Origin of the sequence: Kiloniella spongiae, assembly GCF_001026905.1 — a bacterium.
GTDB lineage: Bacteria > Pseudomonadota > Alphaproteobacteria > Kiloniellales > Kiloniellaceae > Kiloniella > Kiloniella spongiae.
Map to the genome: position 1 here is coordinate 80,283 of NZ_LAQL01000010.1, position 14,723 is coordinate 95,005.

The following is a 14,723-nucleotide window of genomic DNA, read 5'->3' on the forward strand; positions in this document are numbered from 1 at the left end:
TGTCGAAAGGAGATAAAAGTGACCGATTGTTTGGGACAGTTAGACCCCAAAAGTACTAATGGCGAGAGGCAGAAATGGTTGTCTGTTCTGGCTCGTTGTACACTGAAAGATTTACAGCATCATTGGAATGAACTGACAAAATCAGAAGCTAATTTGAGCAACCTTCCCTATCGTTTCTTGCGTAAAGCTGAAACCGGATTGGTTATGGTTCGCGGAAGAGCCGGCGGAGACGGACAACAATTCAACTTAGGTGAAGTATCTGTAACCCGCTGTACTGTGTGTCTTGATAGCGACCACATTGGGTATGCTTATATCCGAGGCCGGGATCATAAGAAGGCAGAACTGGTTGCCGTGTTGGACGCCCTGCTCCAAACCAATCGATGGTCACAAAAAATACGAGATACTTTTGTGATGCCTTTGGCCTCTGCTCAGGAAAAAGCAAAACAAAATCGTAAATCACAGATTGCGACCTCCAAGGTTGATTTCTTCACTATGGTAAGAGGAGAAGACGCATGATGAACGCTCAATCAAACTCCCTGACGACGCAGAATATTGGTCAAACAACACTTCCCGGGTTCCATAACCCCGTTTTTGATGCCACGGCAGTTTTCAGAACAGTTCTGGAGGCTATGTCTCATCCCGGCACAGTCATCGAAACGCCACTTACTTGTGAAAGTCCACGTAAGTTGAATTCATCCGCAGCTTCAATTCTTTTGGCTCTAACAGACATGGACACCACTGTCTGGCTTTCACCGAAAACAGAATGTTCAGATGTTGCTGATTATTTGCGATTTCATACCGGGTGTTCACTGACAAATAATGCGGACCATTGCGACTTTGCCATTATCAATGGCCAGGAAGATCCTGATCTTGTCACAAGCCTGCCAATCGGAACAGCCGAATACCCTGATCGTTCAGCCACGCTGATTATCACTGTGGATCATTTTAATGCAGAACTAAAAGCTGTGTTAAGCGGGCCAGGTATAAAAACGACAAGTAATCTGTCCCCCGCTCCACTTAACTCAAAGTTTTGGGGATGGATGAAGGCAAACAGGAACACCTTCCCTTGTGGCATTGATATCATCTTTGCTTCTCCCACCCATATTTGCGCCCTTCCCCGTTCTTCAGAAATGGACATTTAAAATGTATGTAGCTGTAAAAGGTGGCGAGAAAGCGATCAAAAACGCCCACCGTCTTCTCGCAGAAAAACGACGGGGCCCAAAAGAAATTCCCGAACTTTCCATTGCACAGATAAAAGAACAACTCAGCTTGTCTGTATCTCGTGTCATGGCTGAGGGATCATTGTTTGATGAAGATCTCGCCGCTTTGGCTATCAAGCAGGCCCGTGGAGATTTAATTGAAGCAATTTTCTTAATTCGTGCTTACAGAACCACGCTACCTCGCTTGGCCTATAGTCTCCCAATCAGAACGGACAAAATGGCCATAGAACGCCGGGTTTCGGCAACCTACAAAGACTTGCCCGGTGGACAAATCCTAGGCCCAACCTTTGATTACACCCACCGTCTTCTTGATTTTGATCTGTTGGAAGCGTCTGACGCCCCCCCGTCAGAAGAGCAAGCTCCAGATGCCAAAAAATCACAAACGGAAAATGATATTCAGGCATCTGAGACAGATATGCCACGGGTTTTAGGTGGCCTTTTAAATAACGAAGGCCTTATTCAGGTAGAAAAGCTTCCCGAAAATGAAAACGAACATCCTGTGGGAGACTTAACCCGGGAACCACTTGAATTTCCGGTTGATCGCGATCAAAGATTACAAAATCTTGCCCGTGGCGACGAAGGTTTCATTCTATCACTCGGTTATTCAACACAACGCGGATATGCCCGAAATCATGCCTTTGTCGGCGAGATTAGACTGGGAACTGTTTCTATCGAAATCCAACCACCAGAGTTAGGATTTACGATTGATATCGGCGACCTGGAAATAACTGAATGCGAAACAGTTAATCAGTTTCAGGGATCAAAAACTGAACCCCCACAGTTTACACGCGGATATGGTCTGGTTTTCGGACAAAACGAACGCAAAGCCATTTCAATGGCCTTGGTCGACCGCGCTCTCCGCGCAAAGGAAATGGGCGAAGATATTGTCGCTCCGGCCCAGGACGAAGAGTTCGTTATGTCCCATAGCGATAACATACAAGCCACAGGTTTTGTCGAACATATCAAGCTCCCACATTACGTAGATTTTCAGGCCGAGCTGGGACTGGTTCGTCGCATGCGCGAAGAGCAACAGGACACACCCGCACAACAGGCACAAACACAACAGGCGGCAGAGTAAAACGATGTCTCAAAACACAACAGCATCGTCCTATAACTACGCATATCTGGACGAACAAACTAAACGCATGATCCGCCGGGCGCTTCTGAAAGCAGTGGCGATCCCCGGTTATCAGGTTCCTTTCGCCGGCCGCGAAATGCCCATGCCCTACGGTTGGGGAACAGGTGGTGTACAGGTCACAGCTACTGTTATCGGTCCATCTGACACATTGAAAGTCATCGACCAGGGCAGTGACGATACAACCAATGCCGTAAGTATCAGACAGTTTTTTGAAAAGACTGCCGATATCGACACAACAGAAAAAACCAAAGAAGCGACGGTTATTCAAACCCGACACAGAATTCCCGAAGAAGCTCTGACAGAAGGGCAAATTCTGGTCTATCAGGTGCCAATTCCAGAACCCCTTCGTTTTCTGGAACCCAGAGAAACAGAAACCCGCAAGATGCACGCACTGGAAGAATACGGCCTTATGCATGTAAAGCTGTATGAAGACATTTCGCGCCATGGACACATCGCAACAACCTATGCCTATCCGGTAAAGGTAAATGGTCGCTATGTGATGGACCCTTCCCCGACCCCTAAATTCGACAATCCGAAAATGGATAATTGTGCTGCTCTGCAGCTATTTGGTGCCGGTCGTGAAAAACGGATTTATGCCATCCCGCCATACACAAAAGTTCAAAGTCTGGATTTTGAAGATCATCCCTTTGAAATTCAATCCTGGGATCAAGACTGTGCCCTCTGCGGATCAACAGACAGCTTCTTGGATGAAGTTATTCTGGATGACAAAGGCAACCGCATGTTTGTCTGTTCCGACAGCGATTATTGCCAAAGCAGAAGGGATGATTCGATATCCCCGCCAGTAGAACACTCACTCGCCCAAGCTTCCCAGATGCAATCCGTAAATTCTGAGGCATCAAAATGACTTCCTCAAATCAAACACGATCACCTGAACAAGCACTTTTAAGTGTCAAAGACCTGGCAATGATGTATGGCAACCGGATCGGCTGCCAGAACATATCATTTGACCTTCGACCTGGCGAAGTTCTTGGGATTGTTGGTGAGTCTGGATCAGGTAAATCTACACTTCTCAACTGTATCTCCGCTCAACTGAAACCGACTTTTGGGTCTGTCAGCTATCACACTCGCCACGATGGAGAGCAGAACCTTTTTGAAGATATGAGCGAACCAGAGCGTCGTTTTCTTATGCGGACGGACTGGGCCTTTGTTCATCAGAACCCTCGCGATGGTCTTAGAATGGGTGTTAGTGCGGGTGCTAACATTGGTGAAAGACTGATGGCTGTTGGCTGGCGTCACTATGGAAACATTCGTGACACGGCGACTGACTGGCTTGGTAAGGTTGAAATATCGACAGAGCGTCTGGATGACCTTCCGTCGACCTTTTCCGGTGGTATGCAACAACGTCTGCAAATTGCACGTAATCTTGTGACGGCCCCGCGTCTGGTTTTTATGGATGAACCAACTGGCGGCCTGGATGTTTCGGTACAGGCTAAACTGCTCGATCTGCTTCGTGGCCTTGTACAAAACCTTGGACTTTCCGTGGTTATCGTCACCCATGACCTCGCCGTCGCTCGATTATTATCCCATCGTCTTATGGTGATGAAAAGCGGACATGTTGTTGAAAGCGGCCTAACGGATCAGGTTCTTGATGATCCTCAGGACCCTTACACACAGCTCCTTGTTTCATCGATATTGCAATCTTAAGGACATGAATATGTCAAAAATGATTAACGTGGAAAATGTCGCAAAACATTTTACTCTCCACAATCAGGCAAGCATGACAATCCCGGTATTCGAAGGTATTTCCTTCTTTTTGAATCAGGGCGAATGCGTTGCGCTAACAGGTGAATCAGGTTCAGGTAAGAGTACTTTTATGCGCATGCTTTATGCCAACTATATATGCAACAAAGGAAGTATTCATATCCGCCACAATGATCAACTGGTTGATATTGTCAAAGCAGACCCACATCAAATTTTGGATGTAAGAAAGCGCACACTTGGTTATGTTAGCCAGTTTTTGCGCGTTATTCCAAGGGTTCCAACAATCGAAATCGTTGCCGAGCCATTGATTGCTCTTGGACAGGATAAAGAACTGGCCATTGCAAAGGCACAAGACATTCTAGCTCGCTTGAGAATACCAGAACGTTTATGGAGTTTATCGCCTTTGACGTTTTCTGGTGGTGAACAACAGCGTGTCAATATCGCCCGTGGATTTATCGCTGATTACCCAATCCTTTTGCTCGATGAACCAACAGCTTCTCTTGATGCCCTGAACAGACAAACCGTCCTTGATCTTATAGAACAAGCCAAGGACAGAGGCTGTGCTATTCTGGGTATTTTTCATGATCAGGAAGCAAGAGACGCGGTTTGTTCCAGAACCTTTGACGTCACCCAATTTCAGAGTGCTTAGAGATGAATGAAAAAGTCTTTACCAATGCAAAAATAGTTCTGCCGAACGAAGTTGTTCATGGGTCTTTAAAAATTGCCAATGGCAAGATTGAAGATATTTCGACAAGAAATACATCCATATCCAGTGCTCTGGATATGGACGGTGACCTCTTGTTGCCCGGGCTTGTGGAACTGCACACCGACAACCTTGAAAAACATATGACCCCTCGCCCCAAGACGGAATGGCCATCCGTTGCCGCAGTGGTCAGTCACGACAGTCAAGTTGCAAGTGCAGGGATTACGACCGTCTTTGATGCGATAGCCGTGGGTGATGTGAACGAAGGAAGTAGCCGGGTTAAACGACTGGAAGAAATGGTCGGTGGCCTGGTTCACGCCAATCGAGAAAACCTGCTTCGTGCAGATCATCTGATTCACCTAAGATGTGAAGTCAGCTACGCAGATATGGCGCCGGCATTGGATAAGCTGTCTAAAAACAATCTGGTCCGTATGTTATCGGTTATGGATCATACACCTGGGCAAAGACAATTTGTCTCTCTGGATGCCTATTACATTTATTATCAGGGAAAATACGGCCTGAGTGACGGTGAAATGGAAAAGTTCATTTCCGAAAGGCGGTTAGATCAAGAAAGATACAGCCAAAAGAACCGCAAATACGTTGTGGGCACTGCCCATGATAACGGTTTTGCGCTTGCCAGTCATGACGATGCAACTGAAGTCCATGTAAAAGAGGCTGTATCTGATGGCATGACGGTTGCGGAATTTCCCACCACATTAGAAGCAGCCAGAAGTTCACATAATTCCGGCTTGGCCGTTATGATGGGCGGACCAAATGTGGTTCGGGGAAAATCCCACTCCGGCAATATTTCCGCAGGTGAGCTGGCAAAGGAAGGATATCTGGATATTATTTCCAGTGACTATGTCCCCCATAGCCTGTTGCACGCCGCGATGTTGCTCTATGAAGATTTTGACGCCTACGATCTGCCCAAATCCATTCAAACAGTAACCAAAACACCAGCTGAACGTGTTGGTTTAACCGACCGGGGCGAAATTGCCTTGGGAAAACGTGCAGATCTTATTCATGTCCACCACTCGCACCACCACCCTGTTGTCAGAGGTGTATGGCGCGAAGGAAACAGGGTCTCTTAAAATGGAAACAGGCTGGCTTTATCTTGTCGTGGGACCAAGCGGTGCAGGCAAGGACACCTTGCTTGATGCCGCGCGTCAACGTTTTGGCAATACAACAAGCGTTATTTTCCCAAGACGATCAATCACCCGTTCTGAAAATGCCGGAGGAGAAGACCATATTGGCCTTTCGGTCGATGAATTTACCCGTAAAAAACGGGCGGGTATCTTTGCACTTTCATGGGATGCACACGACTTGAAGTATGGCATACCCCGCTCAATCAATGACGAATTGTCAGATGGAAAATGTGTTGTCGTGAATGTGTCCCGAAGTGTTTTAAACGAGGCACGTAACGAATACCCAAACCTGAGAATAATCTCAATCACAGTTGATCCCGACATTCTTTCGCAACGATTACACGCCCGAGGTCGGGAAAGTGAAGCCGACATACAAAGAAGGTTGGATCGCGCCAAATCATACCGTGTTCGCGGCGATGATGTGATTGAGATAGATAACAGTGGCCCCCTTGAAGAGGCCATTTCTAACTTTGTTATGGCAATCGAAAATCCTTACTTACAAACCAGCCATCCCTATCGCTATACTGAAGCATCAGTATTTCAGGGTTAATACTAATCAGCTGATAGCTGAAAGTTTATAACGGGAGATTTCTTCAAATTTCCCGCCTTGGCCCGGATCACCAAAAAGCGCGATTTCATCAATGACAAAGCGCTCTTTACATAATCCTTCGCAGTGCTCTTCAAGTATTGCCTGATATTTGATCAGGTCCATTCCCTCGAGTTTGTCACTCAATGTCAGATGAAAACGGAACTCTTCCATCACAAAAGGGTACCCCCATCGCAAGAGCAATTGTTCCTGGATGGTCGTTAGGCCAGCTTGTCGACGACGATCTATTTCTTCCTTACCTGGTGCCAATCTAAAATTATCAAACGTTCTCATGCACTGTTCAGCAAGGTTCGGGATTTGGCTTTCCGGATCATCTGGAACAAGCGCCAGAAACCGACCTATTGATCTTATGGAAAGCGGCCCACAGATAATCGGGTGAATTTTTGTTGCAAAGGATTCAAGAGATTTATTCAGGGAATTAAAGTTACGATTTTTCCGCAACTTAAATGGAGATCTTAATGTTCCATGAAAAGCATAACGTCCTGCTCCTTGCGTGATTTTTTCAATCTCTTGAAGGGTCATACCCTTAATAACTGGCCTTGGAATATCATCGCGAGAGACTGGATCATAACCAAACCAGGCATTGCCAAATTGCCCCAACCTGCTTTCTAATCGCGGCGTATAATAAATAGCATAACGCTCATAAACCATAATTTATCCTAGTAATTCCGATTACAGTCCAGGATCATACTTCAAACAGAATTCATCAATCCCAAGCGTTCTAAAATCATGCAACCGATCAGTCAAAATGGCGTGATCCCAATCCCACCAATTAATACGAAGAAGAGCCTTTTGAATAGCCTTCTCAAAACGGGGACGAATTTCTGTCGCGGGAACACCGGCAACAATAGAATAAGGCGCAACATCTTTGGTAACAACGGCCCCGGAACCGATCACAGAGCCAGTACCAATATGAACACCGCCTTTGACAATTGCGCCATGACCGATCCAGACATCATGGTCGACATGAACAGCAGACGAACGACGCCAATTGAAAAAATCAGTATCATCATCCCCCATATCATAGGCATCACTCCGATACTGAAAGTGATGCATGCTTGCCCGGTCCATAGGATGTTGACCTGGGTTAAGGCGAACAAAGGCCGCAATGTTCACAAACTTCCCTATCTGACTATAGATAATATCGCTGTTATTTACGACATAGCTATAGTCACCCAGTCTGCTTTCAACGACCTTGGTTCCCTCCCCAACCTCAGTCCACTGTCCTAGATGACTATCAACAACGACCGCACTATCAGCAATGGTCGGCTGTTCAGAAAGTTGTTTTTTAACATGAGGTTGGGTTTGGAAATACATTAGTTAGATAACCATTTTTCTTAAACGTTGTGACAGAATATCCAGAAGGCTGACCGAAATGATAATTAGAATGATAACGGCTGCAGTTTCTGCATAATAGAAGCCACGAATGTTTTCCCACAAAACCATACCAATCCCGCCAGCACCAACGATACCAAGAACCGTGGCTGAACGAACATTGGACTCAAAACGATATAGAGAATAGGAAATCCAGAGCGGAAGCACTTGCGGGATAACGCCGAAGATAACTTCCTGAAGTCCTGTTGCACCTGTTGCTCTGATGCCCTCAACCGGGCTTGGATCAATCGCCTCTACCGCTTCTGAGAATAACTTGGCCAGAACACCTGTTGTATGTATCCACAGAGCAAGAACACCGGCAAATGGCCCAAGACCAACGGCGACAACAAAGAGCATGGCAAAAACCATTTCATTAATCGCACGAGCAGCGTCCATAAGGCGACGTACAGGTTGAAAAACCCACCAGGGTACAATGTTTTCCGAACACAAAATGCCGAAGGGTACGGAACACACAATACTGAGGGCTGTCCCCCAAATTGCAATCTGAATTGTTATCCAGATTTCTTCAACGTACATTTTCCATTGCGACATATCCGGAGGGAAGAAACCAGACGCAAACTGACTCATGTTCTCTGCGTTTTCAATCAGATCCCAAGGCCGCATATCGGCCCCTTCCCATGACAGCGCAAGTAATGCAAAAAAGACAGCCCACATAACCAGGCTACCAATGGACCGCTTCAAATCATGAGCAGGAATTTCGATGGATTTTTGAGTTTCTGAAAGATTAGACATCGGAAAAAATCTTATATTGATGAAAGGAATAGCTGTTCTTATGAACAGAAAAACGGTGCTCGAATAGAGCACCGTTTTTGTATTGTCATTGCTTATTGAGCAGCAACCAGAACTTTCAGATCAGAAAGTTTACTGTTGATTGCCAAGAGTTTTTTCTCTTTTTCATCAGCAGCCAGACCTTCGTTACCTTCGATCTTTAACTTGTTTTTGAACAGAGCCAACTGACGCACAGGGTATAGCTGTGTGTTGTTGCTTTCCATGAACAGTCCCTGACCATCAGAGATCCCGCCCAAAACTTTTTTAGCATGAGCAACATCACCAAGACGACCGTAACCAAGGAAGAACGCTTTGATACGAGATTTAAGTTCTTTGGACATGTCTTTGCGATAAACCATTGGATCAGATGGGATCAATGGAGACGTCCAGATTACTTTGATTTTTGCAGCAGCATCAGGTGCTTTTTTCATAGAGCGGCCAATCTGCTCTGAATTGTTTGCTGCCACATGAACCTGTTTGTTGGCAGTCGCCATCAGATTTGTTTCGTGGTTCGCATTACGAACAGTTTTGAAACATTCTTTTGGATCTACACCGTTCTGCGCAAACACATAATATGAAGGAACTAAAAACCCAGATGTAGAGTTTGGATCGCCAATACCAAAATTCAGTGACTGATCGCATTTGAAGATATCGTCAAGGCTGTTGATGTCTTTGTTATCTACATGCGTAATGATATGGGAATAATAACCTTGGCTTCCGTCAGCTTTGGATGTCTGCACGAAAACTTCCCCACCGGAACGATCAACGGCTTCGATGCCGGATTTATTACCGAACCAAGCCACGTGTACTTTACCAAAGCGCATGGCTTCGATAACGCCTGCATAATCAGGAGCAAAGAAAGGGTTCACTTTCATACCGAGTGCGGCTTCCATGTCCTTCATCAAAGGAACCCACTGCTCTTTAAGGTTAGAAGTTGATTCTGTTGAAATAATCCCAAAGTTAAGTTCTGTAGGATCTTTCTCAAGAGGTTTGTAATTAGTTTCAGCCTGAGCAACACCACCAACAAATGCTGTTACTGCAATAGCTGCAGAAGCGATTAGTTTGCGAACCATTTTACCTGTTCTCCTAGTTTTAAAAGTACATAAATGCCAGATGAATGAGGAACTGCAGATCGTAGCCTTTTAAGCTACTGCCTGTTCTGGAAGTGATGTCACAACAGGTTCTTCCTGTTGCTTGGAACCTAGCAATTCCAAACTGTCATCACCGTAAAGTTGTTCAAGAAGTTTTGGCGTCAAACGCTTTGAGTCGCCGTCAAAAATAATTTCACCATTCCGCATTGCAATTGTGCGGGGGCAATAGCGAAGTGCATAGTCAACCTGATGCAACGAAACGAGAACCGTTACACCGTCCTCTTTGTTCACATTTTCCAGTGTGTCCATGACCTTGCGGGCAGAAGATGGATCAAGGGAAGCAATTGGCTCATCCGCCAGAATCACTTGCGCACCCTGAGTAATGGCACGGGCAATAGCAGCACGTTGCTGTTGACCGCCGGATAAAGTCGATGAACGCTGTTCGGCAAGATTATCAATACCAACCCGCGCCAAAGCCTTCATGGCAATCATTTTCTCAGCGCGTGTAAAAAGCCCCAGAGTGCCTCGCCATCTTGGAATTTGCCCCAAAAGGCCAACGAGAACATTTGTCAGGACAGAAAGGCGATTCACCAAATTAAACTGCTGGAATACCACACCGACATCAGAACGCGCAGCACGCACTCCACGTCCTAATTTTCCGTTTTCCTGAATGGTTTGATGAAGGACTTCGATTTTACTGTTATCGCTGTCGCTTTTCATCAACCCCGAAATATGTCGTATCAGGGTGGATTTACCAGAACCGGAAGCACCGATCAGGGCAACCATTTCGCCCCTATCAATCTGTAGGTCCAGTGAATTCAGGGCTTTTTTGCCCTTTGTGAAGGTCTTATTCAGACCAGTTACCTTGATCGCAACCATGAAACTTGCACCATAAACCCTTAAATGTTTGTTGGTGCAAGTTTGCCGCCTTTGCAAGACTCTTGCGTGATGGTTGTTTTAAGGTTCTGTTAACGTCTTTTCTTTTTCCTGCACAAGAAAGGAAACTTGTCTAGATGAATCACGCTCTTTTACATACACCACAGTAAAATTCAGTTTCTTGTTTGATAGTAAGATCGGGTTTTCTCGATAAAGAGTTCTATAGCTTCATCAGATATATCCATGTGAGTAACCAAGCGTATTTTTGGAACTTGAGCACCAATTAGAATGCCTTCCCCGTGAAGGAAATCACACAGAGCTTGATGATGTCCCTCGCCTGGGTTCATAAAGACCATATTCGTTTCAACCGTCGACATATCAATTGAAACCTCTGGAATTGACTGTAAACCCTGTGCCAGTTTTGTCGCTTTTTCATGATCTTTTCCAAGCAGGGGAACATTGTGTTCCAAAGCATAAAGACCACAGGCCGCAAGTACACCGACCTGACGCATACCACCCCCCAAAAGCTTTCGCATCCGCTTTGCGCGCTTTATTAAATGCTCAGATCCGCAGAGCACAGACCCAACTGGTGCCCCCAATCCCTTGGAAAGACATATAGAAATTGAATCAACAGGTTCGCACAGTGTTTTCAATGACGCATTCAACGTGGTAGCCGCATTAAATATGCGCGCACCATCAAGATGAACCGCCAGGTCATTCTCGTGTGCGACCGCGGCTAAGGAAGCGATACGTTCAAGGCCTTGCACACGCCCATTGACTGTATTCTCAAGGCACAGTAAACGACTGATCGGACAATGAAAATCATCTGGCTTTATCGCATTCACTACCTGTTGAGGGGTAAGACCACCAGAATTATCGGTTGGCAACGGAAAAGGAGAAATGCCTCCGAGTACAGCGGCACCTCCCGCTTCATCGATAAAGATATGATACGCGTCCCCCACGATATATTCGTCCCCACGGCCACAATAACTCAAAAGAGCCGCAAGGTTACTTTGAGTGCCCGTCGGAAAGAAAAGAGCATTTTCCATTCCCGCCATTTCAGCAAGTTTACTTTCGAGTTCTGCCACGGTTGGATCATCATCGTAAACATCATTCCCTACCCTAGCATTCGCCATGACATCACGCATTCCCTTGCTTGGCTTTGTGACCGTATCACTTCGGAAATCAGCAATCAGCCCTGAATTCGAACCAATCTTGTTTTTGCGATCTAACATACCTGAGTACATACTTACTCTCCTGCGATACCTTAACGCCTCAAGGGCCTGTTTATGAATGATGTGATATTTGCGAATAGTGGTTACTTGAAATGACGAGATCGCTTTTGGGTAAGTAGCAAGATAATTCTATGTACATTACCAACAAGCATAAAGAAGAACGAAAGCAAACGATAAACAGAGCAAGAAACTTTGTCACGAAGGGAAATCATCTCTAAGTTAAAAGCTTATTGTGCCCCCCTTTTAGCTCGATACCTTTGAATTAAAATCCAAAAATCAAATAAAACAGTAGGCAAAATCACCTTAACTGATATTAGATAGACAACCAGAACGCTCTTCATCTGCTCCTATTTAGTGGTAAATACAAAACATGTGGCAATCAATCAGGTCAATCTCATCTCTTCTATTTAGTTTTGCCATGCTTATGCTTGGACAAGGGATGATCAACACACTGTTGGGGCTTCGGAGCCGAATTGAAGGCTTCTCAACAGAGACTACTGGCCTGATTATGACGGGCCAATTTGTTGGCATGTTGATAGGTGCTGTTTTTGCCATACGCGTTATCGCCGCAGTTGGACACATTCGCTCTTTTGCCGCCTTTGCCTCCGTCCTCTCGGTTGCCGTTCTTGCCCATGTTCTGTTTACCGATCCTATCTTCTGGTTTTTTCTTCGAATTGTGACTGGTTTTTGTATGGCAGGCATGATTATGGTTGTCGAAAGCTGGGTGAATGAAAAATCCAGCAATGAAAACAGAGGGAAAATTCTCTCGCTCTATATGATTACCAACTACATTGGGGCCGGTACCGGGCAATTTATGATGTTATTGGGTGATCCTGCCCAATTCCAGCTCTTTGTTATTGGCTCTATGGTTTATTCATTCGCTTTGGTTCCGCTTCTTTTAACCAGAGCAAAAGCGCCAACACCAAGTTCACCAAAACGAATGGCCTTCAAGAAACTTTTTTTGGTGTCACCAGTCGGTGTTTTCGGAACGGTGTGTGCCGCTATGTCCAATTCGTCTCTCAACAGTATGGGGGCCGTTTTTGGCAAGGATGTTGACCTTACTATTCCCCAGATATCATCCTTTATGGCTGCCGCAATTTTTGGCGGTATGTTGTTGCAATTTCCCATTGGCCGTATATCTGATCGTTTTGACAGGCGTACGGTTCTTATCTTTTCGTCACTTCTCACCATAGGATCTTGTTTTGCCGTTATATGGGCTACGGGACAGAGCTTTATTATTCTACTGGCCGCCATTGCACTTTATGGCGGTATGTCCTTTACCATATATCCAATTTCAGCATCACAGGTTAACGACATGGCAGACAGAAAAGAGCTGGTTCAAGTCTCTGCTGGTTTATTGATCGCTTATGGGGTTGGCGCTAGTTTAGGGCCAACAATTGCCGCTCAATTTATGGGTTATTTTGGTCCCGAAGGTATATTTATGTTCTTTATGATTAATAACAGCCTGTTAGTAATCTTCACCATAGTTCGTATTTTCCAACGTCAAAGGCATCTGGAGAGCAAAGCGCCATTCATGCCACTGGGCGGTAATGGTATGAGCAGTAAACAGCTCTATACTGCCGCGATCAAAGCTGAAACATCATCCAAAAACGAAAATAATACCGAGACTTAATCTGATAAAATCAACTCAAGACTGACAGAAATAAATTATCTGTTTAAAGAAGATCGGTGGCGCTGCTCATCTTAAACAACGCCACCTAAAAATACTACCTTGACGCGATTTGCTGTGATTTTTCGACCAACACTTCAGCTTGACGAATTGATGCGTAATCGATTAATCGACCATCAAGTGAAACAGCACCCTTCCCTTCACTCTCAGCTTCTGCCATAGCGTCAAGAATAAGTTTGGCCCGGGTTACTTCTTCATCACTTGGGCTCATCACCTCGTTCGCCAAATCGATCTGGGACGGGTGAATAGCCCACTTACCTTCACAGCCAAGAACCGCAGCACGTCTAGCTGCTGCTTTAAAACCTTCCGGATCAGAAAAATCCCCAAATGGTCCATCAACAGGTCGTAATCCATTGGCCCGTGCTGCGACAACCATTCTGCTAATAGCATAGTGCCACATATCGCCCCAATGGGTGAGACGATCTCCAGACAAGTCAGGATCTGTCAAAACGGCGTAATCTTTATTCACACCACCTATCATTGTGGTTCTTGCGCGGGTTGATGCAGCATAATCAGCCACACCAAAATGAAGAGATTCATTGCGACGACTTGCAGACGCAATTTCGTTTACATTTTGCATACCAAGAGCGGTTTCAATGATGTGCTCAAAACCAATACGCTTTTGATATCCCCGGGCATCTTCAATCTGAGTAACAAGCATATCAATCGCATAAACATCAGCCGCGGTTCCAACCTTTGGTATCATAATCAAATCAAGATGTTGACCGGCCTGTTCAACGACATCCACGACATCACGATACATGTAATGGGTATCCAGTCCATTGATGCGAATGGACATGGATTTTCCTGTCCAATCCAGATCATTTAACGCCTGAATAATATTCTTTCTGGCTTGTTCTTTTTCATCGGGAGCGACGGCATCTTCCAAATCAAGGAAAATAACGTCAGCATCTGATTTTGCTGCCTTTTCAAAAAGTTGCGGTTGGCTTCCCGGGACGGCAAGCTCACTTCGGTTCAGCCTTGCTGGGGCTTGTTCTATTATTTGAAAACTCATTTTTGGGACTTCCTATTCCAAATTTACAGGTCTAGGAGCGGAATTAACCGGGCAAAATATCGTTGCTGTCAACCATGATTTTTTCCTTCACGTAGTGAAGGATTTTTTGAGAAATTGA

General features: G+C 45.4%; 16 protein-coding genes. 9 read left to right on the forward strand and 7 right to left on the reverse strand.

The annotated features are described in order from the left end of the window. Positions 1-18 precede the first annotated feature (18 nt). Genes phnG through phnN form a run of 8 tightly spaced genes read left to right on the forward strand, consistent with a single transcriptional unit; the run spans position 19 to position 6,478 of the window. Complete coding sequence (gene phnG / locus WH96_RS15530; protein WP_053006007.1) at positions 19-516, forward strand: phosphonate C-P lyase system protein PhnG; 498 nt, start codon at positions 19-21, stop codon at positions 514-516. Beyond that, complete coding sequence (phnH, locus tag WH96_RS15535; RefSeq protein ID WP_053006009.1) at positions 513-1,142, forward strand: phosphonate C-P lyase system protein PhnH; 630 nt, start codon at positions 513-515, stop codon at positions 1,140-1,142. Before phnG ends, phnH begins: the two co-directional genes overlap by 4 nt. Before the next feature lies 1 nt (position 1,143). Beyond that, on the forward strand, positions 1,144-2,298 hold the full coding sequence (locus tag WH96_RS15540; RefSeq protein WP_047765126.1) for a carbon-phosphorus lyase complex subunit PhnI: 1,155 nt from the start codon (positions 1,144-1,146) through the stop codon (positions 2,296-2,298). 4 nt (positions 2,299-2,302) lie between these two features. Then, positions 2,303-3,223, forward strand: a complete 921-nt coding sequence (locus tag WH96_RS15545) for an alpha-D-ribose 1-methylphosphonate 5-phosphate C-P-lyase PhnJ (protein WP_047765127.1) — start codon at positions 2,303-2,305, stop codon at positions 3,221-3,223. Then, positions 3,220-4,023: a phosphonate C-P lyase system protein PhnK gene (phnK, locus tag WH96_RS15550; protein ID WP_047765128.1), complete on the forward strand. Its 804-nt coding sequence runs from the start codon at positions 3,220-3,222 to the stop codon at positions 4,021-4,023. The genes WH96_RS15545 and phnK overlap by 4 nt, the downstream gene beginning before the upstream one ends. A 10-nt stretch (positions 4,024-4,033) precedes the next feature. Continuing rightward, positions 4,034-4,729 (forward strand): phosphonate C-P lyase system protein PhnL, encoded by a 696-nt coding sequence (gene phnL, locus WH96_RS15555; protein WP_218045070.1) that lies wholly within the window; start codon positions 4,034-4,036, stop codon positions 4,727-4,729. 2 nt (positions 4,730-4,731) lie between these two features. Next, positions 4,732-5,874, forward strand: coding sequence for an alpha-D-ribose 1-methylphosphonate 5-triphosphate diphosphatase (locus tag WH96_RS15560; protein WP_047765129.1), 1,143 nt, complete (start codon positions 4,732-4,734; stop codon positions 5,872-5,874). Between the two features lies 1 nt (position 5,875). Beyond that, a complete protein-coding gene (gene phnN, locus WH96_RS15565; protein ID WP_047765130.1) occupies positions 5,876-6,478 on the forward strand; it encodes a phosphonate metabolism protein/1,5-bisphosphokinase (PRPP-forming) PhnN in 603 nt (200 codons plus the stop codon). Between the two features lie 6 nt (positions 6,479-6,484). Here the strand turns inward: phnN and WH96_RS15570 are convergent, their stop codons facing one another. The 6 genes from WH96_RS15570 to ltaE all read right to left on the reverse strand — a co-directional run bounded on the left by WH96_RS15570 (position 6,485) and on the right by ltaE (position 11,912). After that, a complete protein-coding gene (locus tag WH96_RS15570; protein WP_047765131.1) occupies positions 6,485-7,186 on the reverse strand; it encodes a DUF1045 domain-containing protein in 702 nt (233 codons plus the stop codon). 21 nt (positions 7,187-7,207) lie between these two features. Continuing rightward, positions 7,208-7,852 (reverse strand): LbetaH domain-containing protein, encoded by a 645-nt coding sequence (locus tag WH96_RS15575; protein WP_047765132.1) that lies wholly within the window; start codon positions 7,850-7,852, stop codon positions 7,208-7,210. 3 nt (positions 7,853-7,855) lie between these two features. Then, entirely contained in the window at positions 7,856-8,662 is an 807-nt protein-coding gene (gene phnE, locus WH96_RS15580) for a phosphonate ABC transporter, permease protein PhnE (protein WP_047765133.1), read from the reverse strand. Positions 8,663-8,754: 92 nt separating this feature from the next. Then, on the reverse strand, positions 8,755-9,771 hold the full coding sequence (gene phnD, locus WH96_RS15585; protein WP_047765134.1) for a phosphonate ABC transporter substrate-binding protein: 1,017 nt from the start codon (positions 9,769-9,771) through the stop codon (positions 8,755-8,757). Between the two features lie 69 nt (positions 9,772-9,840). After that, a complete protein-coding gene (gene phnC, locus WH96_RS15590) occupies positions 9,841-10,668 on the reverse strand; it encodes a phosphonate ABC transporter ATP-binding protein (protein WP_047765135.1) in 828 nt (275 codons plus the stop codon). Between the two features lie 170 nt (positions 10,669-10,838). Beyond that, positions 10,839-11,912: a low-specificity L-threonine aldolase gene (gene ltaE, locus WH96_RS15595; protein WP_047765136.1), complete on the reverse strand. Its 1,074-nt coding sequence runs from the start codon at positions 11,910-11,912 to the stop codon at positions 10,839-10,841. Positions 11,913-12,270: 358 nt separating this feature from the next. Here ltaE and WH96_RS15600 point away from each other — a divergent pair, with 358 nt between their 5' ends. Continuing rightward, the gene (locus tag WH96_RS15600; protein WP_047765137.1) at positions 12,271-13,533 is read left to right on the forward strand and encodes an MFS transporter; all 1,263 of its coding nucleotides are present in this window, start codon (positions 12,271-12,273) and stop codon (positions 13,531-13,533) included. A 94-nt stretch (positions 13,534-13,627) separates the two neighbouring features. On the opposite strand, the gene WH96_RS15605 is transcribed toward WH96_RS15600, so the two are convergent. Further along, positions 13,628-14,605, reverse strand: a complete 978-nt coding sequence (locus WH96_RS15605) for an HpcH/HpaI aldolase/citrate lyase family protein (RefSeq protein WP_047765138.1) — start codon at positions 14,603-14,605, stop codon at positions 13,628-13,630. Positions 14,606-14,723: the final 118 nt, after the last annotated feature.